Annotated in this window: 21 protein-coding genes; 14 read left to right on the top strand and 7 right to left on the bottom strand. The window is 61.5% G+C overall.

The genetic code is table 11. The annotated features are described in order from the left end of the window. Both BGP02_RS05575 and BGP02_RS05570 read left to right on the top strand, forming a co-directional pair. The coding region (locus BGP02_RS05575; RefSeq protein ID WP_286798192.1) for a hydroxyacylglutathione hydrolase C-terminal domain-containing protein at window positions 1-373 on the top strand (373 nt) is incomplete at its 5' end. 325 nt (window positions 374-698) lie between these two features. Further along, a complete protein-coding gene (locus BGP02_RS05570; RefSeq protein WP_017231815.1) occupies window positions 699-2375 on the top strand; it encodes a transglycosylase SLT domain-containing protein in 1677 nt (558 codons plus the stop codon). A 75-nt stretch (window positions 2376-2450) separates the two neighbouring features. Here the strand turns inward: BGP02_RS05570 and BGP02_RS05565 are convergent, their stop codons facing one another. From BGP02_RS05565 to BGP02_RS05540, 6 genes are all read right to left on the bottom strand, one after another. Continuing rightward, entirely contained in the window at window positions 2451-3707 is a 1257-nt protein-coding gene (locus BGP02_RS05565; RefSeq protein ID WP_286798191.1) for a DUF2087 domain-containing protein, read from the bottom strand. 7 nt (window positions 3708-3714) lie between these two features. After that, on the bottom strand, window positions 3715-4410 hold the full coding sequence (locus tag BGP02_RS05560) for a hypothetical protein (protein ID WP_286798190.1): 696 nt from the start codon (window positions 4408-4410) through the stop codon (window positions 3715-3717). A gap of 6 nt (window positions 4411-4416) precedes the next feature. Continuing rightward, window positions 4417-5295, bottom strand: a complete 879-nt coding sequence (locus BGP02_RS05555) for a class I SAM-dependent methyltransferase (protein WP_017231818.1) — start codon at window positions 5293-5295, stop codon at window positions 4417-4419. Continuing rightward, window positions 5295-6497, bottom strand: coding sequence for an MFS transporter (locus BGP02_RS05550; protein WP_268566607.1), 1203 nt, complete (start codon window positions 6495-6497; stop codon window positions 5295-5297). The genes BGP02_RS05555 and BGP02_RS05550 overlap by 1 nt, the downstream gene beginning before the upstream one ends. After that, entirely contained in the window at window positions 6497-7687 is a 1191-nt protein-coding gene (locus tag BGP02_RS05545; RefSeq protein ID WP_017231820.1) for a hypothetical protein, read from the bottom strand. Before BGP02_RS05545 ends, BGP02_RS05550 begins: the two co-directional genes overlap by 1 nt. A gap of 100 nt (window positions 7688-7787) precedes the next feature. After that, on the bottom strand, window positions 7788-7970 hold the full coding sequence (locus BGP02_RS05540; RefSeq protein WP_017231821.1) for a hypothetical protein: 183 nt from the start codon (window positions 7968-7970) through the stop codon (window positions 7788-7790). A 754-nt stretch (window positions 7971-8724) separates the two neighbouring features. On the opposite strand from BGP02_RS05540, the gene BGP02_RS05535 reads away from it, so the two are divergent. Continuing rightward, window positions 8725-10626 (top strand): propionate--CoA ligase, encoded by a 1902-nt coding sequence (locus BGP02_RS05535; RefSeq protein WP_286798189.1) that lies wholly within the window; start codon window positions 8725-8727, stop codon window positions 10624-10626. Between the two features lie 83 nt (window positions 10627-10709). Here the strand turns inward: BGP02_RS05535 and BGP02_RS05530 are convergent, their stop codons facing one another. Continuing rightward, entirely contained in the window at window positions 10710-11627 is a 918-nt protein-coding gene (locus BGP02_RS05530; RefSeq protein ID WP_017231823.1) for a LysR family transcriptional regulator, read from the bottom strand. A gap of 217 nt (window positions 11628-11844) precedes the next feature. Here BGP02_RS05530 and BGP02_RS05525 point away from each other — a divergent pair, with 217 nt between their 5' ends. From BGP02_RS05525 to mctP, 11 genes are all read left to right on the top strand, one after another. Next, the gene (locus tag BGP02_RS05525) at window positions 11845-13242 is read left to right on the top strand and encodes a M20 family metallopeptidase (protein WP_261938225.1); all 1398 of its coding nucleotides are present in this window, start codon (window positions 11845-11847) and stop codon (window positions 13240-13242) included. Continuing rightward, window positions 13239-14594: an MFS transporter gene (locus tag BGP02_RS05520; protein WP_261938226.1), complete on the top strand. Its 1356-nt coding sequence runs from the start codon at window positions 13239-13241 to the stop codon at window positions 14592-14594. Before BGP02_RS05525 ends, BGP02_RS05520 begins: the two co-directional genes overlap by 4 nt. A gap of 568 nt (window positions 14595-15162) precedes the next feature. Then, window positions 15163-17505, top strand: a complete 2343-nt coding sequence (locus BGP02_RS05515) for a bifunctional salicylyl-CoA 5-hydroxylase/oxidoreductase (RefSeq protein WP_286798188.1) — start codon at window positions 15163-15165, stop codon at window positions 17503-17505. A 9-nt stretch (window positions 17506-17514) separates the two neighbouring features. Beyond that, window positions 17515-18327 (top strand): SDR family NAD(P)-dependent oxidoreductase, encoded by an 813-nt coding sequence (locus BGP02_RS05510; protein WP_017231827.1) that lies wholly within the window; start codon window positions 17515-17517, stop codon window positions 18325-18327. A 35-nt stretch (window positions 18328-18362) separates the two neighbouring features. Continuing rightward, on the top strand, window positions 18363-19226 hold the full coding sequence (locus BGP02_RS05505; protein ID WP_268566605.1) for an enoyl-CoA hydratase family protein: 864 nt from the start codon (window positions 18363-18365) through the stop codon (window positions 19224-19226). Between the two features lie 13 nt (window positions 19227-19239). Further along, window positions 19240-20424 carry an acyl-CoA dehydrogenase family protein gene (locus BGP02_RS05500; protein WP_261938229.1) on the top strand — a complete coding sequence of 395 codons (1185 nt, stop codon included), beginning with the start codon at window positions 19240-19242 and terminating at the stop codon, window positions 20422-20424. Window positions 20425-20483: 59 nt separating this feature from the next. Then, window positions 20484-22127 (top strand): AMP-binding protein, encoded by a 1644-nt coding sequence (locus BGP02_RS05495; protein ID WP_261938230.1) that lies wholly within the window; start codon window positions 20484-20486, stop codon window positions 22125-22127. A gap of 87 nt (window positions 22128-22214) precedes the next feature. Continuing rightward, window positions 22215-22685, top strand: a complete 471-nt coding sequence (locus BGP02_RS05490) for an acyl-CoA thioesterase (protein ID WP_017231831.1) — start codon at window positions 22215-22217, stop codon at window positions 22683-22685. A gap of 2 nt (window positions 22686-22687) precedes the next feature. Continuing rightward, window positions 22688-23095: a RidA family protein gene (locus tag BGP02_RS05485; RefSeq protein ID WP_026131573.1), complete on the top strand. Its 408-nt coding sequence runs from the start codon at window positions 22688-22690 to the stop codon at window positions 23093-23095. Between the two features lie 208 nt (window positions 23096-23303). Then, complete coding sequence (locus BGP02_RS05480; RefSeq protein ID WP_017231833.1) at window positions 23304-23534, top strand: DUF3311 domain-containing protein; 231 nt, start codon at window positions 23304-23306, stop codon at window positions 23532-23534. Further along, the gene (gene mctP, locus BGP02_RS05475; protein ID WP_261938231.1) at window positions 23531-25081 is read left to right on the top strand and encodes a monocarboxylate uptake permease MctP; all 1551 of its coding nucleotides are present in this window, start codon (window positions 23531-23533) and stop codon (window positions 25079-25081) included. The genes BGP02_RS05480 and mctP overlap by 4 nt, the downstream gene beginning before the upstream one ends. Window positions 25082-25114 lie beyond the last annotated feature (33 nt).

Here is a 25114-nt window from a genome sequence, read left to right as displayed (position 1 = left end):
GTGCGGCTGCGGACGCCTGTTCGAGGGCTCGCCTGCACAGATGCTCGCTTCGCTGGATGCGCTCGCCGCGCTGCCGCCCGCCACGCTCGTGCACTGCGCGCACGAATACACGCTGTCGAACATTCGCTTCGCGCTGGCGGTCGATCCGGATAACGCGGCGCTCAATGCGTGGCATCGGGAGGCAACGGCGCTTCGCGCGGCCGGCCGTCCCACATTGCCCACGACGCTCGCCCAGGAGCGCGTGACCAACCCCTTCCTGCGCAGCGACGCACCGGCCGTCATCGCGGCTGCGCAACGCCATGCAGGGCGTGCGTCGCTCTCTCGCGAGGCGGTATTCGCCACCGTGCGTAGCTGGAAAGACAGCTTCCGTTGATCGTGACTCTGCCACGCTGTCAACAGCGTGGCATGGCATGACATTGTCACAAAGCGGGCGTTGACATGTTCGCTCACACCTGCTCAGCCTTGCCGCATCCCCGCCCTGCGATGTTTCGGTCTCTTATCGATCCCATCGGGCCCGCCGTCCCGGCGTCTCGTTTCAGCCACATCGCGACCGTCCAAGATCGGGGATAACCCTCAAATTTGGGGTCTTTTTGCGTAAATTTTGCAAAAAAATTAGGCAGAATGGTTGACGCATCTGAAGGGTTTCCTTACCATTCTTGCCAATTTCATGAAGATGCAACCCAATTCGAGCCCGATCAATGCGACTTATCGTTAGCTTGCTACTGACGCTGCTTCTGGCGGCGTGTGCCGGCACAGCACCGACCAACGGTGCATTGAGTTCCACGCCGACTGCGCAAGGCCAATCGCCTCTCGCCACGACAGCCAAAGGCAAGCAACGCGTCTCAAGCGATCAGACCATTGACCTTGACAGCGACTCGATCAACGACCTGGCCTACGGCAGCGACGACGCCGACCTCTGGTCGCGCATTCGTCACGGTTTCGCGATCCCCGATCTGGACACCGACCTCGCGCAGGACCGCACGCAGTGGTACGCGCAGCGTCCCGAATACGTCGAGCGCATGATCGAGCGCTCGAGCAAATACCTGTTCCACATCGTTGAAGAACTCGAGCGCCGTCATATGCCGACGGAACTCGCGCTGCTGCCGTTCGTGGAAAGCGCGTATAACCCGCAGGCGCTCTCGACGGCGAAGGCGGCCGGCATGTGGCAGTTCATTCCCAGCACGGGCAAGACGTACAACCTCAAGCAGAACATGTTCCAGGACGAGCGCCGCGACGTGCTCGCCTCGACGACCGCAGCGCTCGACTACCTCTCGAAGCTCTATGCGATGTTCGGTGACTGGCAACTGGCGCTCGCGGCCTATAACTGGGGCGAAGGCAACGTGCAGCGTGCGATCGAGCGTAATCAGGCGCAAGGGTTGCCGACCGATTACCTGAGCCTGCGCATGCCGACCGAGACGCGTTACTACGTGCCGAAGCTGCAGGCGATCAAGAACATCATTGCGCACCCGGAAATCTACAGCGTGAAGCTGCCCGAGATTCCGAATCACCCGTACTTCGTCAGCGTGACCACCAAGCGCGACATCGACGTGGCATTGGCCGCGAAGCTGGCCGACCTGCCGCTCGACGAATTCCGCGCGCTCAATCCGTCGTTCCGCAAGCCGGTGATTCTTGGCGCGGCACAGCCGAAGATTCTCCTGCCGTTCGATAGCGCCGAAGTGTTTCAGCGTCGTCTGAAGGGTTATGACAAGCCGCTTTCGAGCTGGACGACCTACACGTCCGCATCGCGTGAGCGTCCGGAAGACGTCGCGCGCAAGCTGGGTGTCGACGCCGCGGTCATCCGTTCGGTCAATAACATTGCGCCGCGCATGCGCCTCAAGGCGGGCTCGACGTTGCTGGTGCCGCGCTCGGACGACATTGACCAGGACATCAGCGCGTCGGTAGCACGCAATGCCGTGCTTGCGCTGGAGCCGGATATTCCCGATACGCGCAAGGTGATGGTGCGCGCTCGCAAGCACGACACGCTTGCCCGCGTGGCCCAGCGCAGTGGCGTGAGCGTCGCACAGATCAAGAGCTGGAATCGTCTGCGTCGCGATACGCTCACGTCGGGCCAACTGCTGGTGCTTCACGTACCGGTCAAGGACGCCTTGCGCGTGGCGGCTGCGTCCGAGGCCCCGGCGGCCACGGGCGACGGCGAAGCGCCGCGTACGCGTCTGGTGCGCGGCAAGCATGGCAAGATGATCCGCGTGGTGGAGCGTCGGCCGGCCAAGGCTGCCGTCGCTGACAATAGGACCGCAACGGCCAAGGTGGCATCGAAGGGGCGGGCGAAGGCCCCTGCGAAGACAGTCGCCAAGATGGCTTCGAAGCCCACCGCCAAGAAGGCACCTGCGAAGGTGACCAAGACGGCACAACGCTGAGCGTAAGCTTTCTGTTAGCCGGGCGATCGCGCGTCCCCAAAGTCAGGTGAGGCAGGACGCCGGTGAGGAATTCAGTCACTGGTGTCCGTGAGATGTCCCCCTGGCTTCGCGATCCGACAGCACCCGTCGATAGACGCCATTGTGACGTTGCAACACACCGCGATCGACAAGATATCGCCGCAGTCGGGCGTAATCGGTGGTGAACAATTGGCAGATTCTGGATATCTCCAATTCCGTGTATTCGACTTCCGGAGCGAAAGCCGTCGCGATCTTTTCGATGACGAGATCCGTTTCCAGCTGTCGATCGCTCAAATCTTCAGCGCTACGATGCTGCCGATCGGCAATGTCCCCCCACGCCGTGTCGACATCCGAAAATCCACGCTCATTTCGCTGAATGAGGCCAATGCTCAGTAACTGGGTCACGATTTTGCCGACGACCTTTGCATCGGTGCCAACTCTCTCCGCGATATCGGCAAGGCGACCGACGCCGAGGACGATTGCCGCGTAAACGGCGCGTGTCTCACGTGACGTCATCGTGGCAACGATGGCGTTTTTGCGAAGACGTTGGTTCAGTGCCTGCTCCCCAATCGGCAAGTAGCTGCTGCGAATTGGAATTTCTCCGAGTTCGACAAGCTCGGACTGCAGTGACTGCCAACGGAGCACGCGTTCACTATGTTGACGCTTCCGAACAATACCCAAGCCACTTTGGCGATATTTGTGCGACTCCGGCAGCGTTATCAACTCGAACGAATTGTCCAGCCTGTGCAACAGGGCTTCCCAGATCGGCGTTCTGACTCTGCGAACGCGTGGCTCGCCATTCCTGCTGATGGTGGTCAGCATGGTTGGCTCATGCAGGCACAGAATGCCACCGGGCGCGATGTGTTCCCAGAGCGCCGCGACGAATCTGACGTCGTCGGCCGGCGTGCCTGCATCGATCCACGCGATGTCTATCGGTCCCCATGAAGCGATGGTGGCGGCGTCGAGTGCATAGAAGTCGCGGTTGACGAAGGTCACGAATCCTCTGTCGATATCATGATGCTTTAATGCATCCCATGCCGCTTCGGCCGAGGAGCCTTCGACCGAGAAGTCGTCGATGGTAATCAGCCTGGGTTGATAGACGTCGGGAATTCCGGTCGGATCCAGAAGTGCGCTGCGTTCTTGCCAAGTCGAGGCATCCAGCAAATCCCTATCGTGTTGCCATGCCTGCCGCGCCTGCTGGAGTGCCTTCACGATGAAAATCGTGCTGTCGCCGGCACCTATCTCGACGACGGTTGCAGGGCGGGTCATGCAGATAAGTGCCGAGATTAGACTGGCGCTGCTCTCGGTACCCATTCCGGGTCTAATCATGTGCATAGGCACTCCCTCCAGAGAGTAATCGCAGCATGCCGGCTTCCACAAAGTTGGCGATGTTCAGCGGCACGGATTCCGGTATCGCTTTCCATTGCTCGTCCAGGGAGAAGATGCGTTGAGAAGCTTCGCTCAATCGAATGGTTCGGCCGTTAAGCTGGTTGATCGCTACGCGTCCGATCCCGGGTGCGTCGGCAAAGCGGCAGGTGGGTTCGATCATGTAGCGGACCGCAGGAGATGCCGGGAACGTCTCATCGAGCTCGATGAATCCATGTCGATACAGCGCGACCAATAGCGTGGCCGCCTCATGCACTACACCATTGACTTCCATGCCCGACAACGCACCCACGGTCGTCCCTCCCACGAGCGCCTGAACGTCCGCATGACGAAACCCTCCAAACGCCTGCGCGCTTTCCACCACAACAAGCGACGATCGAACTCCCCGAGTACCGACAAGCCGAGGCGTGTCGTGAGCGATGCGTACCGAACGAGACCATCTGACTAAGTGATGTGGCTGAAGGAATTCAGGGCAGGCGGCAAGCGGGTTGTGCAATTGCGGCGGTATTGACTTGCAAAGCGTGTAGCTACCGTTTTCGTCGCCGTGGCCGCCCTGGAGATACTCGGCAAGCTGCCAGGCGTATCCGCCCGTGCCCCGATAGAAGTTGGGTTGAATCGGATCGGTTCTCATGGTCGTTCAAGCCGATTTCAATATGACAATTGCCGTTGCCATGCCTACGGCAGCCCCGTCCTGTACTTCGGACGGGATTATTTCTTCGACCGTGAGGCCGCTGGCCTGCGCGATGGGGACGATTGACGACGGTGTCCACATCCGGTCTCGAAGATCGCAAACGACCCCTTCGATATTCCCATCATCACTCCGTCCCGATTGCGCAAACACGGATCGATGCATGATCCGCTTGTCGCTGTCGTATTTGTAGGCCCACCAGATGAGCGTGGCTTCCCCGTTACTCCGCCGAAATGGCACTACGGTGCATCGCTTGTCCATGAACGAAAGGCGCTCGGGTGTCCCGTCACCGAAGACGGCGAGCATCATCCTTGATCCGCCATCGCGCAGCTGCGCCTTCGCGCCACGCAACAGCACTTCGAGCTTGTCGTCGTCGAGAATGAAATTGACGGTCGCATCGCCAAAAAGCACGACATCGAAGCGTCGTTCCGTGATCGGCCTCGGCAAATCAAATATGTCGCCTTGGAGCGCGTGAATGTGGTTGTGACTGATGGCCGCGTTGAAGCGGTCGATGGCCACGGGAGAGATGTCGATGCCAAAGCTCTCCTTCAGCGAAAACTTCCTGGCCAGCTGAAGGAGCAGTCGACCATCGCCGCAGCCGAGATCGAGAACATTTTGCCCGTCGCGGACAATAGATTCCGCAGCGGAAAAATCCCACGTCGCACGGACGGTCGTTAACTCATACTCGTCGAATAGCGGTTCGTCGAAGTAGTAATGGCTGGCTCTGAGATTTGCTATGCCCGATGTCACGATGCGATCCAAAGGGGCTTGCAACGTTACCGAGTTCGAATCGTTTGGCTTCGACCCGAAGCGTCCTATCCCATCCATCAACAAGCTCCTTTTGTGACCATGCCTGGTCGGTTTTTGACGTTTAATGCGAGGCCGCAAGCGCCGACGATCGCCGCAGCGACGCCAGCAGCCAAGAGCGCCGTGCTCACGTGCGCCGTACTGATCATGCCGGCGCTCAGGAAGCCGAGAAATACCGAAGACTGGATGCAAAACAGGTAGGCGGGCATCAGGTTGACACGCCGCTGAGGATCAATCGCCTTCATCATGAAACTCGCTGTGAGCGTGTTCTGAATGCCGTTCGCCGATCCAATCAGAAACGTGGCGCACATGATGATCCATGCCGTGTCGCTCAAGGCGAGCCATAAAATCCCGAAACCGATGACACTGGCTGCAATAGAGGCGCCGGCGGCGTCGCCGAATCTTGCCAACATCCCGGAAAAAAGCACGGGACCGACGATCAGTCCGACACTTAACGCGCTGATCACGAGTCCGTAGATATCCGCGCTGAATTGCAGTTCGGTGCGAATTCGGAAAATCAACAACACATTTAGGGTAGATGTCAGCACGACCGTCATCAACAATGGGGAGACCGCACGGACCACACCGGCTGTACGAAACAGACCGGTCAGGTCTAGTCGTGCCTTCCGCTTGTCTTGTGTGGGCACCTGATCGGATTTTCTGCCGCAAGCATCCAGTACGTTGAACGACCTCGCGGTGACAGACGCGGCGACCAGCACCAACAGCGCCAGCAGCAACAGCCCCCGCGAGCGCTCGGCCGTGCCGTATAGCAGCCCGCCGAGCGCGGGACCGCCCACGTAACCCATATTTCGCACCGATTGCGCAATCCGGTTGATGCGATCGATGTGCCGTTCGTTGTTGGTAACGCCAGGAATGGCGACCATGATTGCCGCCCACTGAAGGGATCCCGTGGATCCGAGCGCCATTGATACGACGACGTAGCTCCAGAAGTGGTTGGCCAATGACGCGATCGCGATCAGAAGCGATTGAATGAGAAAAGCCGCAGGAATCGTCTTGCGAGGCCCGATTCGCCGGAGGACCATGGGGGCAATCGGACCAGCAAGCATGCCTCCGATGAGACCGGCGGCGAGCAATATCGATATCGAGAGCGTATCGTCGGCCATCCTCAGGGCGAAAGTCACTTGAGCGGCCTCATCGGCGAAGCTGCCGAACGACACGGAGATGCCAATGAAAACGAGCGCCCATCGGCCCATGATGCTCATCAAAGGGCTCCCCACCGCGCCAGCGATGCGGCGACGCTCAGGAGATCATCGTTGAGCATTCGGTCTTTCCCGCTCGATAGGTTGGAAATATTCACTTGCTGGCCGGCGCTCAGGCGACTCAGAAAGTCGTGCAATGCACGGCTGTATCTGAAGTTGCCGCAATGGCCGTTGGCCGCGACCAGGACTTCTCCGTCCCGAAATACCGGCATCCACTGCAGCGTGCTGATGGCGTTGAGGGCGATGATGTTGTTCAGTGTTTCGACGTCAACGATTGGACGACCGACGTTCAACCGGCTGCTGGTGTCCGAGATGAGTTGGGAAATCATCATTCGTCTTTTCAGAGCCTTGTCGTCAAGCAAGGCCCTCAAGGACGAAAGCAGAAGCTCGTCATCGGGGTTCAGACTCGCGATGCCGGACGAGCGCACGTCATGGCGGGTACGATTGGGTGTCTGGAGGCGGTCCTGCACGTAGTTCGCGTTTTGCTGAGCGTCGTTGCCGGTCTCCCAGAATGCGATGTTCACGTTTACCGACACGTCGGATTTTGTTTCGGCAACGTGCAGCCAGTCCTCGGGGAAATAAGTAACTCGATTCCTTTTGTTCTCAAGCGGAATGGCTTCAGACTTGAATGACTCATAGTCTGGAAATCGCACGCCAATGAGATCCGACCGGACTCCGGGCCAAGTGAACATCGTTTTTCCATCGCGCAAGGTGAACCCGAAGTTGTGCGCATGATCCACATGAATTCCGATATGAGTGGATGAATATCGCCCGATAAAGCAATCAAGATCGACGCGGCCGCCAGGTCGATAGCCTATTGATAAGGCGAGTCGATCAGAAAACGCTTTTGCGATATCCCAGATAGTTGGGCTTGCCGCATGAAGCCCGTAGTACATGACCGCCCACTCGTCATCGCCGGCGAGACGCCCGACTCTAGACACATAATCCTCGAGCGTGTTATCCGTGGGAAGCGCAAGGAAATCAGGGCGCGGTTCTGGCGAGCGCTTTCCATTGAAAGCCGTTATGGCTTCGGAATTCGGGTTGCGGGAGCGAATGTCGCTCGCGCACGCAGCATATTCCTGGAGCGCACCCATCAAATCTTTTTCGTTGAATGGAATCTGCGATATGACCATTTCCGTCGCTTGCTTACCCCATAATTCATTCGCGAATTGCGGCGACAGGAAGGTGGCCATATTCGATGTTCCGTTCAGGGAGATTTGGGAAAATGAGCAAGAGGCATCGGCCTCTTGCTCGCAGCGCGGAAACAGCAATGAATGAGCTTTGTTTCGACTTTCAGGTGGCCTCTGCGACGGCCGTGACTTCGTCATCGTTACGCTGCGCATACTTGACATTGGCCACGACAGGCGCCACCTCGAAATCATTGCGCTGTGCATATTTCACGTTGGCTACGATTGGATCAACCTCGTCAGCGGTCAATTCACGATTTCTTGGGATGTTTTTCAGAGGAATCGGCATTTTGACAATCCTTTTAAAGAAATATGAATTTGTGAAAAGTTATGCGCACATCCTGATTTTTCCATTGGAAATGATGGCTGCGTGAGGATTAAAGTTGCATTAGATGTAATAGAAGTGTCAAGCGTGGGTGACGTCGATTTGGCGCGATAGATCCTTTGTGGGTGCACTGAATGAATCTATTTTCTCGGCTTTGATTCATTAAAATCAATGATTTAGAAAGTATCTCTGGGATTTTTCCGATTAATGCAAAGGAGGATGCGGCGGGGCTCAAGTTTCGGACGTTTTCGTACCACAAGGGCGCATCGGTTGAGCACGTGCCCAATCGTCGTTTCTGTTGGCAACTGTTGTAGTCTTGCCTACGCGACGTCGTGAGGTATCCGCCGCTGTCGGCGGGCGGTGCGGTAGTCCGTTCGTGGCGCTGCCAGTCGTCGAAGCTGGTGACGCAGTGCCGATGTCCTTGCTGCAGCTATGACTCCGGTCGCCGAGCCAGTCTGACTCAGCGTAATCCCCTAGCGTTTTGGGTCGCTGGTTAGCCCGTCCGGTAAGCCTTCCGTAAGCGTCAACGCGCACACTGAGCGCGAGGCACGGCATCCGTGTCCGACGATTTCATTGCACCGAAACGCATTGCCTGTCGACGGCGACATGCCGCTCGACCTTGCCGGCCCGATCCGGCGCCGCGCCACCTCCGTTCCCCACCGGCACTCCCGGTCGGGCACCGGGCGCGCGAGCCAATTCTTATATGCAAGGAGACACCATGACTTCGTATGCGTCGTTTCACGCCCGTTCCATTGCGCCCGATTCGCGCGCGGCCTTCTGGGAGGAGCAGGCCCGTCTGATCGACTGGGAGACACCCTTCACCCAGGTGCTCGATTACGACAAGCCACCGTTTGCACGATGGTTCGTTGGTGGCCGAACGAATCTGTGCCACAACGCCGTCGACCGCCATTTGCCGTCGCGCGGCTCGCAAAATGCGCTGATCTGGGTGTCGACGGAGACCGAGCAGGAGCGTGTCTACACGTACGACGAACTGGCGGCAGAAGTGAATCGCATGGCGGCGTCGCTGCAATCGCTGGGCGTTGCGCGCGGCAAGCGGGTGCTGATCTACATGCCGATGGTGCCCGAAGCGCTGTTCGCGATGCTCGCCTGCACGCGGCTCGGTGCGATTCACTCGGTGGTGTTCGGTGGCTTCGCCTCAGTCAATCTGGCGGCACGCATCGACGACGCGCAACCGACTGTCATCGTCTCGGCCGACGCCGGTTCGCGCAACGGCAAGGTCGTGCCCTACAAGCCGCTGCTCGATGAAGGCATCGCGCTCGCGCAGCACAAGCCGTCGAATGTGCTGCTGATCGACCGGGGCCTCTCGCCGATGACACGTGTGCCCGGCCGCGACATCGACTACGCGCCATTGCGCGAGCAGTTTTTCGATGCCGCCGTGGCGTGCGAATGGCTCGAGTCGAGTGAGCCGTCCTATGTGCTCTACACCTCCGGTACGACGGGCAAGCCGAAGGGCGTACAACGCGATACCGGCGGGTATGCGGTGGCGCTGGCGGCGTCGATGCAGCACATCTTCTGCGCGAAGCCGGGCGACACGATGTTCTGCGCGTCGGACATTGGCTGGGTGGTCGGGCACAGCTATATCGTGTACGCGCCGTTGCTCGCCGGCATTGCGACCGTGATGTACGAAGGCACGCCGATCCGACCCGATGGCGGAATCTGGTGGCGCATCGTCGAGAAATACAAGGTCACGCAGCTTTTCACCGCGCCCACGGCGATTCGCGTGCTCAAGAAGCAAGACCCGGCGTATCTGACCCAATACGACCTGTCGTCGCTACGGCTGATCTTCCTCGCGGGCGAGCCGCTCGACGAACCCACGGCGCGGTGGCTCACCGACGGCGTGGGCAAACCGGTCGTCGACAACTACTGGCAGACGGAGACCGGCTGGCCGATTCTGGGCATGGTGCGCGGCGTGGAGGCCTTGCCGGGCAAGCTCGGGTCACCGGGCAAACCGGTGTATGGCTACGACGTGAAGCTCGTCAACGAGGTGACCGGCGAGGACTGCGGGCCGAACGAGAAGGGCGTGCTGGCCATCGAAGGGCCACTGCCGCCGGGCTGCATGAGCACCGTCTGGGGTGACGACGCGCGCTTCGTCAAGACCTATTGGCAGACGGTGCCAGGCCGCACGCTGTATTCGAGCTTCGACTGGGGCGTGCGCGATGAAGACGGCTATTACTTCATCCTCGGTCGCACCGACGACGTGATCAATGTGGCGGGGCACCGGCTTGGCTCGCGCGAGATCGAAGAGAGCATTTCGAGTCACCCGGCCGTGGCGGAAGTCGCGGTCATCGGTGCACAGGATGCCTTGAAGGGGCAGGTGGCCATCGCGTTCGCAGTGCTGCGTCAGCCCGCGTTGGCGGCCACGCCCGAGGCGCGTCTGGCGTTGGAGGGCGACGTCATGAAGACGGTGGACAAGCAACTGGGGGCAGTGGCGCGTCCGGCACGCGTGTTCTTCGTCGCGATGCTGCCCAAGACGCGCTCGGGCAAGCTGCTGCGTCGCGCCATCCAGGCTATCTGCGAAGGCCGCGAAACCGGCGACCTGATCACGCTGGAAGATCCGGCCGCGCTCGATCAGGTACGCGACGCGGTGAAGGGCGCGTAGTTCGCAGCGTCATGAGCACGGCGCAGGCGCGTGCTCATGACAGGTCATCGCCCGCCGACTTCCCGTCTCCCAATTCGACCTCGTCACCTGAATGGCTTGTCGAGAATTTCGGGCGCGCGGATGGCGTCGATCAGCAGGCCGAGAAACGCTTCGACGGGGGCGGGCAGGGTGCGTCCGGCCATTGTCTGCACTTGCAGTGAGCGTTGGTGCAGCGCCGGATTTCGAATGGGGATGGCGACGAGCCCTTCCGGATCGAGCCGGCTGCGCACCGTGAGCAGGCCGGTCAGTGTGACGGCGTTGCCGGAGCGCACGAAGCTGTGCAGCGAGGCGTGATAGTTGCTCACGAACACCGGTTCGAACAGCAGGCCTTCGAGAATGCAGCACAGGTCGAACATCTGGCGGATGGTCACGCCGGCATTCGATAGCGCCATCGGGTAAGGCAGCAAGTCGGCAAGCGCGATGTCGCGTCGTTTGGCGAGCGGGTGCTGCTTGGCCATCAAGGCATAGATCGGCGCCGGTTGTGTGTGAACGACCTGCACCCCTTTTTCCGGGGCGACGCTGAAACACACGGCGATATCCGCTTCGCCGTCGCGTACGCGCTCCGTGGCGACGAACGGCGAGACAACATCGAGCAGAAAGTGCGCGCCAGGGTAGGTTTCGCGAAAGCGTGCGAAGACCTGTGGCAGGAAATCCCGCGCGACACCCTCCGCACTGGCGACGCGAATCGTCGCGCGCCCCACTTCCGACAGCCCCCGGATTTCCGACGTGACGCGTTCCGCATCGAGCAGCATGCGACGCGCATGATCGGCAAGCAACTCACCTGCCTCACTCAACACCATGCCGCGCGGACGACGCTCGAACAACGGTGTGCCGAGATCTTCCTCGAGCTTCGCGATCTGTCGGCTCAAGGCAGAGACCGCCACGTGCAGGCGCTCGGAGGCGCGACTGAGCGAGCCGGTACGAGCGACTTCGAGAAAGTAGCGAAGTGCGTGTGTTTGCATGGGCGGATGGGCGGATGGCGCCGTCTGTTGCGAGAGGATTGGCTGCGATTTCAGCTTTGCCGAAACGGCAACGAAACCTTCGAAATATTATCATTGTTGTCAAAAATACCCGCTCCTAGAATGGCCTGAACGGTTGCGTTGCAGCGTGCTGCCGACACGCGTGGCCGTGTGTGCGAGCCAGGCAGCCGTGCCCTCAAAAGCCATCTGGAGACAAGCAGTGACACGTAGCGCAGCAATTTCCCAAGCCACCGCCCAATACGATTCGGGCGCGTTCCTCGATACGCTCAACCGCCGCGTCGCCTACAAGACCGAGAGTCAGGAGGCGGATAGCGGCGATGTCCTTCACTCGTACCTTGCGGATGAGATGACGCCTGCGCTCGCGGCGCTCGGCTTTACATCGCGCATCGTGCCCAACCCGGTGCCGGGCGGCGGCCCGTTCCTGATTGCGCAACGACACGAGAGCGACGATGTGCCCACGGTCCTCACCTACGGTCACGGCGACGTGGTGCGAGGCTACGACGCGCAATGGCGCGACGGCCTGAAGCCCTGGGAGATCGTGGTGGAAGGGGATCGTTGGTATGGACGCGGCACCGCCGACAACAAGGGGCAGCACACGATCAACCTGTCGGCGCTGGCGGAGGTGCTGGCGTTGCGTGGCGGCAAGCTCGGCTACAACGTGAAGATGATCGTGGAGATGGGCGAGGAGATGGGCTCGCCGGGCCTGCATGCGATTTGCGAGCAACTGCGTGACGAACTGCGGGCCGATGTGCTGATCGCCTCTGACGGGCCGCGACTGGCGGCGCAACGTCCGACGGTGTTTCTCGGCTCGCGCGGCTTGGTCAACTTCAAGCTCAGTCTGAATTTGCGCGACGGCGGGCATCACTCGGGAAACTGGGGCGGACTGTTGCGCAATCCCGGGGTGGTGCTGGCGAACGCGATTGCATCGATTGTCGATGGCAACGGCAAGATTCTCGTCGATGGCTTGCGTCCGCCCGAGGTGCCGGCGTCGGTGCGTCGCGCGCTGGCTGGGTTGGAAGTGGGCGGCGGACCGAACGATCCCGAGGTCGACGTTGATTATGGCGAGCCGGGATTGACGCCGACGGAGCGCGTGATTGGCTGGAACAACATCGAAGTGCTGGCGTTCAAGACCGGCAATCCGGAAAAGCCGGTCAACGCGATTCCGCCGTACGCCTATGCGCACATGCAGATTCGCTTCGTCGTCGGCACTGACTGGGAGCGGCTGGGCGAGATCGTGCGCGCGCATCTCGACGCGCACGGTTTCCCGATGGTCGAGGTGGAGGTCGAGCGCGGCGTGATGGCGACGCGTCTCGATCCGGAAGATCCGTGGGTGCTGTGGGCGTTGACGTCGATGCGCGAGACGACGGGCAAGCCGCCGGTGCTGCTGCCGAATCTGGGGGGCACGTTGCCGAACGATGTGTTCGCGGACGTTTTGGGGCTGCCGACGCTGTGGGTGCCGCACTCGTACCCGGCCTGTTCGCAGCACGCGCCGGACGAGCATCTGCTGGGGTCGGTGGCGCGCGAGGCGTTGCAGATCATGGCGGGTCTGTTCTGGGATCTGGGGGAAGTCGATCTGAAAGAGGGGAAGCCGCGATGAACAGCTCAGTGACCGCCGCTGGGGCGGATCAAACGAACGGCGCGCCGCGTGTCGGCAACGAGGGGGTGCGTGCCGACGTGCCCGTGTACAAGTTGATTGTCGCGACGTCGATCGGCAATGCGCTCGAGTGGTATGACCTGATCGTCTATGGCTACTTTGCCGTGACGATCTCCAAGTTGTTTTTTCCCGCGCACGATGCGACGGTGTCGCTGCTCATGGCGCTGGGGACGTTCGCGTTGTCATATCTTGCACGTCCGCTGGGGGCGTTTGTGCTGGGCGCGTATGCGGACCGCTGTGGGCGTCGTGCGTCGTTGATGTTGTCGATTGCGATGATGACCTTGGGCACCGGGCTGATCGCGTTCATGCCGACGTATGCGGCGATTGGGGTTTGGGCGCCGATCGGCATTTTCTTGTCGCGCGTGTTGCAGGGATTTTCGGCGGGCGGCGAGTTTGGTAGCTCGACGGCATTTCTCGTTGAGCATGTACCGAACCGGCCGGGCTTCATGTCGAGCTGGCAGTTTGCGAGCCAGGGGGCGAGTACGTTGCTGGCGTCGGCGTTCGGGGCGGTGCTGACCGGGGCGCTGACCCAGCCGCAATTGGAATCGTGGGGATGGCGGATTCCGTTCCTGTTCGGGATGCTGGTCGGGCCGATCGGGCTTTACATCCGGAAGTACGTGGACGAGACGCCGGCGTTTGAGCATGACGTGGCGCGCAAGCGTCAGGCGCAGGTGGAGGGCGACGACGCGGGTCAATCGCCGGTACGAGAGGTGTTGGCAACGCAGAAGTCGCGTCTGCTGGTGTCGATTGGGGCGCTGGTGCTGACAACGACGGCCAACTACATGATCCTGTACATGCCGACTTACGCGACGAAACAGTTGGGTTTGCCGCCGGCGCAGGGCTACATTGCGACGCTGGTGACGGGCTTCGTCATCATGACGCTGACGCCGTTCGTGGGGCATTGGTCGGACAAGGTGGGGCGTATTCGCATCATGCTGGCGGCGGGGGCACTGTTCTTCTGTACGGTGTATCCGGCGTTTGCGTACATGAATGCGCATGCGTCGCTGCTGACGATGATGGTCGTGATGCTGTGGGTGGGCACGTTGAAGGCGGTGTACTTCGCACCGATTCCGGCGCTGATTTCGTCGTTGTTCCCGACACGAACACGGGCGACGGGCATGGCGGTGGGTTACAACCTCGGTACGACGATCTTTGGCGGCTTTACCCCGCTGGCGGTAGCGTGGCTGATTGCGTCGACGGGCAACAAGCTGGCGCCGGGGCTGTATTTGATGGTGGGGGCGGTGGTGAGTCTGACGACGCTAGTGATCGCCAAAACGCGGATGGGCGTGCGCTGAGGCGAGACGATTGGCTGTGGAATGAAGAGGCGCCCGGCGGCGTCGCGTGTGAGGGCTGCATGCGAGGCTGGCGTGGCGCCTTTTTTGTTTGTCAGTGATTCCCCTGCCGGAATATATGCGTTTTGCGATACATCCGGAATTCCGGTGAGCAGTCAATCGAGCGGTGCGCCGTGTTCATTTGAAGCATCTGCCCTGCAGTGTCGTTTTGCAACGTGACGTGCTATTCAAATTGGGGGGGGCGTCGATGAACATGCAGCAGCCGGGGGGGGGGCTTACACCCTGGCGTCAGACCAGAGGTTGGAAGGAACCGTGAGTGACACGACGGCGAGAATTCTGGCAGACGAGCATTGCCAAATATTTCGGTTTTGGACCCATGGACGAAGTTTCGGAATCGTCCGATGACCGCCTCAGACGATTCACCTTCTAAGGGCTTTCCCGACCCGTTGAACATCAGGGTCTGACCACCTTGCCGGCCGTAATTTTTTTCGCTAGTATTTTAGGTATAAACTATTTACGATTTAACAAAGATCGGCAAACGCGACGCGATCTATGAATCCGGAGGCTGGAGATGAATATCGTCTGTATCGGTGGCGGTCCCGCGGGCCTGTATTTCGGGTTGTTGATGAAGCTGCGCGACCCGTCGCATCGTGTGGTGGTGGTCGAGCGAAATCGGCCCTACGATACGTTCGGCTGGGGCGTTGTGTTCTCCGATGCCACCATGGACAACCTTCAGGAGGCCGATCCCGAGAGCGCCGCGCAGATCAACGCCGCCTTCAACCGGTGGGATGACATCGACATCCACTTCGAAGGCCGCACGATCACCTCGGGCGGTCACGGCTTCATCGGCATTGGCCGCAAGAAGCTGCTCAACATCCTTCAGGCGCGCTGCGAAGCGCTCGGCGTCGAACTGGTCTTCGAGACCGATGTCGACGACGACGAAGCGATCGCCCGCCGCTATCAGGCCGATCTGGTGATCGCCTCCGACGGACTGAACAGCCGCATCCGCACGCGTTACGCCGACACCTACCGCCCGGACATCGACACGCGTCAGAATCGTTTCGTCTGGCTCGGTACGCATCAACGCTTCGACGCTTTCACGTTCGCCTTCGAGAAGACCGAGCATGGCTGGTTTCAGGCGCACGCCTATCAGTTCGATGCCGACACGTCGACGTTCATCGTCGAGACGCCCGAGGAAGTCTGGCAGGCTCACGGCATCGATCAGATGAGCCAGGAAGAGGGCGTGAAGTTCTGCGAAAACCTCTTCGCGAAGTACCTCGGCGGCCATGAACTCATGAGCAACGCCAAGCACCTGCGCGGCTCGGCCATCTGGATCCGCTTCCCGCGCGTGATCTGCGAACACTGGGTGCACTGGCGCGATGTCGACGGCAAGCGCGTGCCCATCGTCCTCATGGGCGACGCCGCCCACACCGCGCACTTCTCGATCGGCTCGGGCACCAAGCTCGCGCTGGAAGACGCCATCGCGCTTGCGGACGGTCTGCGCACCCAGGGCATCGATGCCCTGCCGCGCGTGCTGGCCGACTACGAAGCGGCGCGCGGCGTCGAAGTGCTCAAGATTCAGAACGCCGCCCGCAATTCGACGGAGTGGTTCGAAACCGTCGAGCGCTACGCTCGCTTCGCGCCGGAGCAATTCGCCTACTCGCTGCTCACGCGCTCGCAACGGATCTCTCACGAGAACCTGCGCGTGCGCGACCCCGCCTATGTCGAAGGCTTCGAAGACTGGCTCGCCACGCGTTCCGGCGTGACGCGCGCCGACGGCCAGCAGGCGATTCCGCCGATGTTCACCCCGTACCGGGCGCGCGAACTCACGCTCAAGAACCGTATCGTGATGTCGCCGATGGCCATGTACTCGTCGGTCGACGGTGTGCCGGGCGACTTCCACCTCGTACACCTGGGCAGCCGGGCGCTGGGCGGTGCGGGCATGATCGTCGCGGAGATGACCTGCGTGTCGCCCGACGCACGCATCACGCCGGGGTGCCCCGGCCTGTGGAACGATACGCAACGCGACGCGTGGAAGCGCATCGTCGACTTCGTGCACGCAGGCAGCGACGCCAAGATCGCCATGCAGATCGGCCACGCCGGTCGCAAAGGTTCGACGCGCCTGGCCTGGGATGGTATCGACCAACCGCTCGGCGACGGCAACTGGCCGCTGATCTCGGCCTCGCCGCTACCTTACATCGAGGGCGTGTCGCAGACGCCGCGCGAGATGACCCGCGCCGACATGGACCGCGTCAAGGACGACTTCGTGCACGCCGCCCGCCGCGCTGCCGAGGCGGGGTTCGACTGGCTCGAATTGCACTGCGCTCACGGCTATCTGCTCTCGAGCTTCATTTCTCCGCTCACGAACCAGCGTCAGGACGCGTACGGCGGCTCGCTGGAGAACCGACTGCGTTATCCGTTGGAAGTCTTCCATGCGGTGCGCGACGTGTGGCCGGCGGCCAAGCCGATGTCGGTGCGGATTTCGGCGCACGACTGGGTCGAAGGCGGCATCACGCCGGACGACGCCGTGACGATCGCGCGCGCCTTCAAGGACGCTGGTGCGGATCTGATCGACTGCTCGTCGGGCCAGGTCAGCAAGGACGAGAAGCCGGTCTACGGCCGCATGTTCCAGACGCCGTTTGCCGACCGTGTGCGCAACGAGGCCGGCATTCCGACGATGGCGGTGGGCGCGATTTTCGAGGCGGATCACGTGAACAGCATCATCGCGTCGGGCCGTGCCGATCTGTGTGCGCTGGCGCGACCGCACCTCGCCGATCCGTTCTGGACGCTGCACGAAGCCGCGAAGATCGGCTACAAGGATCTGCCATGGCCGTCGCAGTACTATGCGGGCAAGCGGCAGTACGAGACCAATCTGGAGCGTGCGGCTGCCTACGCTCAACAGATCGGTAAATAAGGACAGTTCATGACGTCAACGACAATCTCGGCCGGCGCGTCGCCAGCATCGCTGGCGGGCGTGCATGCGTTGGTGACGGGCGGCGCGCGCGGCATTGGTGAAGCCGTGGCCCGGTCGCTGCTTGCGCAGGGCGCACGAGTGACGCTGCTCGGGCGCAACCAGGCCACGCTCGCGAGCGGTGCACACGCTTTGGCCGCGCATGGCGAGGTGGCTTGGGTCAGCGCGGATATTTCGGACGCCGCCGCCGTCGCCGCGGCCTTTGCACGCGCGGCCGGCCGCTTCGGCCCGGTGCAGGTGCTGGTGAACAACGCGGGGCAAGCACTCAGCGCGCCATTCGGCAAGACGGACAGTGCGCTCTGGCAACAAATGATCGACGTCAACCTGACGGGGACGTTCCACTGTATTTCCGCCGCGCTGCCCTCGATGCTGTCGGCCGGGTGGGGCCGCATCGTGAACGTGGCGAGTACCGCCGGGCTGATCGGTTATCCGTATGTCACGGCGTATTGCGCGGCCAAGCACGGCGTGGTCGGGCTTACGCGCGCACTGGCACTCGAAGTGGCGAAGAAAGGGGTGACGGTGAATGCCGTTTGCCCGGGGTATACGGAAACGGATATCGTGCGCGACGCGGTGGCCAATATCGTCGCGAAGACCGGTCGTGGTGAAGACGATGCGCGCGCCGAGCTGGCCCGCCGCAATCCGCAGGGCCGTCTCGTGCAACCGCAAGAGGTGGCCGACGCTGTGCTGTGGCTCTGCCAGCCGGGCGCGGGCGCAGTGACAGGACAATCGATCGCGGTGGCGGGCGGTGAAGTGACCGTCGGCTAAGCGGCCATGCACACACTATTTGAGGAGATCGGCCAATGAGTGACGTGAAACTGACGATGGCGCATCACAAGCGCCCGTTCGCGAACTATGAAGCCAAGCACTTTCTGTGGTCGGTGTCGAACGACGCGCAAGGGCGCGCGAGCGTGGGCACGATCACGCTGAACCGTCCGGACAAGAAGAATCCGTTGACGTTCGACTCGTATGCCGAGTTGCGCGATCTGTTTCGCGGTCTCGTCTATGCCACGGATATCAAGACGGTCGTTGTGACCGGCGCGGGCGGCAATTTCTGCTCGGGCGGCGACGTTCACGAAATCATCGGCCCGCTCACGCAGATGAGCATGCCGGAGCTGCTCGACTTTACGCGCATGACGGGCGATCTGGTCAAGGCGATGCGCGCCTGTCCGCAGCCGATCGTCAGCGCCATCGACGGGATTTGCGCCGGGGCCGGGGCGATGATGGCGCTCGCCTCCGACATGCGTCTGGGCACGCCGCAGGCGAAGACGGCGTTCCTGTTCGTGCGCGTGGGGTTGGCGGGTGCCGACATGGGCGCGTGCACGCTGCTGCCGCGCATGATCGGACAGGGCCGCGCGTCGGAGTTGCTGTACACCGGTCGCGTGATGACGGCCGAGGAAGGCCTGCAATGGGGTTTTTTCAATGCCCTGCATGACAGCGGCACCGTGCTCTCGGCCGCGCAGACGCTGGCCGACCAGATCGCCTGCGGCCCGACGTTCGCGCACGGCGTGACCAAGAAGCTGCTGCATCAGGAGTGGAACATGGGCGTGGACGAGGCCATCGAGGCCGAAGCCGAAGCGCAGGCCATCTGTATGCAGACGAAGGATTTCCGCCGCGCTTACGACGCTTTCGTCGCCAAGCAGAAACCGGTGTTCAAGGGCGACTGACGCGAGCGAGACGATGAGCGATATCACTCCCCAAAACGCGCGCAATGGCGACTTTCTGGCATGGCCGTTTTTCGACGAGGCGCATCGCCGGTTGGGCGCGGAACTCGACGCCTGGTGCACGCGCGAACTGAAGGTCGATCACCACGCGGATACCGATGCGACATGCGTGTCGCTGGTGCGCCAACTGGGTCGCGCAGGCTGGCTGAAGTATTGCGTGAGCGCGCGTCATGGCGGCGCGCTGGATCAACTGGATTCGCGGGCGTTGTGCGTGCTGCGCGAGACGCTCGCGCGTCACGACGGACTGGCTGACTTCGCCTTTGCGATGCAGGGATTGGGTAGCGGCGCGATCACGCTGGCGGGCAGCGAGGCGCTCAAGCAGCGCTATCTGCCGCGCGTGGCCTCGGGCGAGGCGATTGCGGCGTTTGCGCTCTCGGAGCCGAACGCCGGGTCGGATGTGGCCGCGATGGCGTGTTCGGCCACGCGCGATGGCGACGACTACGTGCTGAACGGCGAGAAGACGTGGATTTCGAATGGCGGCATCGCGGACTTCTATTGTGTTTTCGTGCGTACGGGCGAGGCGCCCGGCGCCCGCGGTATCAGCGCGTTCGTGGTGGATGCCGACACGCCGGGGCTGACGATTGCCGAGCGAATCGATGTGAGCGCACCGCATCCGCTGGCGCGTCTGAAGTTCGAGAACTGTCGTGTGCCGGCTTCGCAGCGTTTGGGCGAGGCGGGACAGGGTTTCAAGGTGGCGATGATGACGCTGGATATTTTCCGCGCGTCGGTGGCGGCGGCGGCGCTGGGCTTTGCCCGTCGCGCGCTCGACGAAGGGCTGGCGCGCGCGAAGTCGCGCGAGATGTTCGGGCAGACGCTCGCCGATTTCCAGATCACGCAGGCGGCTTTGGGCGAGATGGCGACGTCGGTGGACGCCGCGGCGTTGCTGACGTATCGCGCGGCCTGGCAGCGTGACGTGCAGGGGCAGCGCACGACACGCGAGGCGGCGATGGCGAAGATGTTCGCGACGGAGTCGGCGCAGCAGGTGATCGACCGCGCGTTGCAGATGTTCGGCGGCGCGGGCGTGGTGTCGGGCGCGATCGTGGAGCGTCTGTACCGTGAGATTCGCTCGCTGCGGATCTACGAAGGGGCAACGGAAGTACAAAAACTGATCATCGCGCGCGAACTGCTCAAGGACGGCTGAGCGCGGTCTGTGGCGGCGCGCAGGCGCCAAGCTTGATTACCGGGGGCAAGGAGAAGCACATGGAACGATCTGGACATCTCGACACTTTCGCGCGCGACAATCTGCCGCCCGCGGATCAGTGGCCCGAGTTTCTGCTGGACAATCCGGACGTGGCGTACCCGGCGCGTATCAATTGCGCCGCCGAATTACTGGATCGCGCGATTGCGCAAGGTCGCGGCGAGGCGCCTGCGATTTATTCGGTGGAGAACGGTCAGCCGACGGTCACGACGTATTTCGGTTTGCGTGAGAGAGTCGACCGCATCGCGCACGTGCTGCGCAACGACATGGCGCTGGTGCCGGGCAATCGCGTGCTGTTGCGCGGACCCAATAACCTGTTCATGGCGGCCGCGTGGCTGGCGGTGATCAAGGCGGGGCTGGTGGGCGTGCCGACGATGCCGTTGCTGCGCGCGAAGGAACTCAAGCAGATCGTCGACAAGGCGGAGGTCGGCGCGGCGCTGTGCGACGGACGTCTGAAGGATGAACTGGAGTTCAACCGCCGGGCGGACCATGAGTATTTCTGTCCCGCGTTGACGCAGGTGGTGTACTTCCACGACGTGGGTGAGGACTCACTGGAGGCCCGCATGGCCCGCCAGCCGGCAAGCTTCGAAGCTTGCGATACGGCGGTGGACGATGTCTGCCTGATCGCTTTCACGAGCGGCACGACGGGGCAGCCGAAGGGCACAATGCATTTCCATCGCGATGTGTTGGCAATGTGCGATCTGTTTCCGCGTCATGTGCTAAAGCCGGGGCCGGAGGACATTTTCTGCGGCACACCCCCGTTAGCGTTCACTTTCGGTACGGGCGGCCTGTTGACGTTCCCGTTGCGCGTCGGAGCGGCGACGGTGTTGTTGGAGAAGCTCACGCCGGACAGTCTGCTGCAGGCGATCGAGCAGTACCGCGCGACGATCTGTTTTACGGCGCCGACGTTCTATCGTCAGATGGCTGCGCTGGTGGGCAAGTACGATCTGTCGAGTCTGAAGAAGACGGTGTCGGCGGGGGAGGCGTTGCCGGATGCGACGCGTCAACTCTGGAAGCAGGCGTCGGGTATCGAGATGATCGACGGCATTGGCGGCACGGAGATGATTCATATTTTCATCTCGGCGGCGAACGGCGACGTGGTGCCGGGCGCGATCGGCAAGCCGGTGCCCGGCTATATCGCGATGATCGTAGACGAGAACATGCAGCCGCTGCCGCCGGGCAAGGTAGGCAAGCTGGCGGTGAAGGGGCCGACGGGATGTCGATATCTCGCGGACTCGCGTCAGACGAATTATGTGAAGAACGGCTGGAATCTGCCGGGCGATACGTTCCGTTGCGACGAGGCCGGTAATTATTACTATCAGGCGCGCTCGGACGACATGATTGTGTCGGCGGGGTACAACATCGCGGGCCCGGAAGTGGAGTCGACTTTGCTGCAGCATCCGGCGGTGGCGGAGTGCGGGGTGGTGGGCGCGAGCGACGAGGCGCGCGGCCAGATCGTGAAGGCGTATGTGGTGCTCAAGGCGGGCGAGCCGCGCGACGACGCGATGGTGAAGGCGCTTCAGGAGTATGTGAAGGCTAACATCGCGCCGTACAAGTATCCGCGGGCGATTGAATTTGTCGATGCACTGCCGCGCACGGAGACGGGCAAGCTGCAGCGCTTCAAGCTGCGGCAGATGGCGCATTGAGGTGCATTGAGGCGAGGGTGGGGCGCTCCAGTTGGCGCCCACTCACGTTGACGCGGTGTGACGACGAGGCATGCGGGGGGAGAGGATATGTCGGAAGCTGAGGTGGCGGCGCACGCGTTTGTGAAGCCGTTGTTGGTGCGGTTCAAGCATTGCGACCCGGCCGGGATTGTGTTCTATCCGCGCTATTTCGAGATGATGAACGATCTGGTCGAGGACTGGTGCGCCGAAGGGCTGGGTCTGTCGTTCGGCGAGATGCATTTGCGTAATGCGATGGGCGTGCCGACGGCGAACATTGAGTGTCGCTTCAGTGCGCCGAGTTTTTTGGGTGAGACGCTCCAGCGTTCGCTGGAGGTCTCGCGTCTGGGTCGTTCGTCGATGACGTTGCGCATCCGGTTTTCCGGAGCGAACGACGAGACGCGTTTGCAAGCCACGCTGGTGTTGGTTTGGGTCGCGAAGGGCGAGGGCGGCAGGCCCGCCCCGATCGCGGTGCCCGACGCCCAGCGCGCGGCGATTGTGCGCTTTGCCGCACCTGATTCTGTTATTGAAGGAGTGTCCTGATGCTGCAAGTTCTGCAACCCCCCGAATGGGCGAAGCCGCGCGGCTATGCGAATGGCATGGCTTTCGAGATGACGGCGGGCAGCCGCATTGTGTTTGTCGGCGGTCAGATCGGCTGGAATGGGCAGCAACGTTTCGAGACGGACGATTTCGCGCTGCAGGTGCGTCAGACGCTTGAGAATATTGTGGCGATTCTGGCGGAGGGCAATGCGAAGCCGGAACATATTGTTCGCATGACGTGGTATGTGAAGAATAAGCGCGAGTATGTGGAGTGTTATCGCGCGATTGGGGAGCATTATCGCGCAGTGATCGGTCGTCATTTCCCGGCGATGACGGCGGTGGAAGTGGCCGATCTGGTGGAGGACGAAGCGAAGGTGGAGATCGAGGTGACCGCGGTAGTGCCGGCGGCGTAGGCGTTGGAAATGTTGGGTCGGTGAAGGAGGAAGCTGGATGGCGGGCATGGTCTGACGACGCCGGTTTTTCCTCGCGAAATGCGGCTTATGGCGAATCCGGTTGGGTTGGGGTTTGTCCGTAAGCCGTTTTGCTTTTCAGGACATATAGTCGTTATAGGCACACGTTGCGTGAGCGATCGGTGGCGATCCCGCCGGGAGGTACGCAATCATGAATGAAAACGCGTCGCTATCGCGCGGCAGGGGTTGGCTGTGGCTGTTGTTGCTGCCTTTCGCTGGCGTTCTGTGGGTGCCGTTCTACAACCGGCTCGAGCCGTCTCTCTTCGGTTTCCCGTTTTTCTATTGGTATCAGTTTGCGTGGGTGTTGGTGACCGCGCTGCTTACGGCGTGGGTGCACCGACGCACGGCGCCGGCTGACGCTGCGACGGGAGGTCGATCATGAACTGGACGGCCACGGTGGTTTTTGTCGCGCTGTTTGTGTTTGTCACGATCGTGGGGTTCGTGGCGGCGCACTGGCGACGCGGGGATCTCGCGCAGCTCGACGAGTGGGGGCTGGCAGGGCGACGCTTCGGCACGATTGTCAGTTGGTTTTTGCTCGGCGGCGATTTGTATACGGCTTATACGTTTATCGCTGTGCCGGCGTTGGTGTTCGGCGCCGGCGCGCTGGGGTTCTTCGCGTTGCCGTACACGATTCTGGTTTTTCCGTTTGCGTTTGTGGTCTTTCCGAAGCTTTGGCAGGTGTCGCGAAAGCATGGCTATGTGACGGCTGCGGATTTTGTGAGCGCTCGCTACGGCAGCGGTTGGCTAGGGCTGGCGATCGCGGTCACGGGGATCGTGGCAACGATGCCGTACATTGCCCTGCAATTGGTCGGGATCGAGGTGGTGATCGGCGCGCTGGGCTTTCACGCGACTGGCTGGCTCGGCGATTTGCCTCTGATTATCGCGTTCGTGATTCTCGCGGCTTACACGTACACCAGTGGATTGCGCGCACCGGCATTGATCGCGATTGTGAAGGACACGCTGATTTATCTGACGATTATCGCGGCGTTGATCGTGATTCCGATTCGCCTGGGCGGAATGTCGCATGTGTTCGCGGCAGTCCCCGCAGGGAATCTGCTGCTGAAACCGCCATCCGGAGGTTCGCTCGCAGGCTACAGTGCTTATGCAACGCTGGCTTTGGGCTCGGCGTTCGCGCTGTTCTTGTACCCACACTCGATTACGGCCCTGCTCAGCGCAAAGAGCGGTAATACGATTCGACGCAATATGGCGCTGTTGCCCGCCTATACGCTGCTGCTCGGGTTGATCGCCTTGCTCGGGTACATGGCGTTGGCCTCCGGAGTGAAGTCGATGCCTCAGTTCGCACCCTATTTCGCGCAATATGGGACGAATTTCGCCGTACCGGCGCTGTTCCTCTATGCCTTCCCTTCGTGGTTTGTCGGCGTGGCATTCGCCGCTATCGCCATCGGTGCTTTGGTCCCCGCCGCCATTATGTCGATCGCCGCCGCGAATCTCTATACACGTAATGTGCATAAGGAATTCCTGAATAAATCGGTGTCCGCTGCGCAGGAGACGCTGATCGCAAAACGTGTCTCGCTGGTGGTGAAGCTTGGCGCGCTGTTCTTCGTGCTGTTCTTGCCGCTTCAATACGCGATTCAGCTGCAACTGCTCGGCGGCATCTGGATCATTCAGACGCTTCCCGCAATCGTGCTCGGGCTTTATACGCGTTGGCTCGATCATCGCGGCCTGCTGATCGGTTGGTTCGCCGGTATCGCCGTCGGTACGTGGATGGCCGCCTCTACAGGCTTCAAGTCGTCTGTCTTCGCTCTGCACATCGGCTCGCTCACGATGCCCGGCTATGCCGCACTCTATTCGCTCTTCATCAATCTGCTCGTCGCCGTTCTGGTGACGGCGCTCGTCAAGGTGCTCGGCATGCAACCACGCTCTGATGCCACCCAGCCAGAGGATTATTCGGACGCAGTCCATTCTTGATGAGGTGTTTTGCTGGCGGATCGGGGCCTCAAC

The sequence above is a fragment of the Pandoraea sp. 64-18 genome (assembly GCF_001899225.1).
Lineage (GTDB): Bacteria > Pseudomonadota > Gammaproteobacteria > Burkholderiales > Burkholderiaceae > Pandoraea > Pandoraea cepalis.
This window is presented reverse-complemented; position numbering and strand designations above follow the sequence as displayed.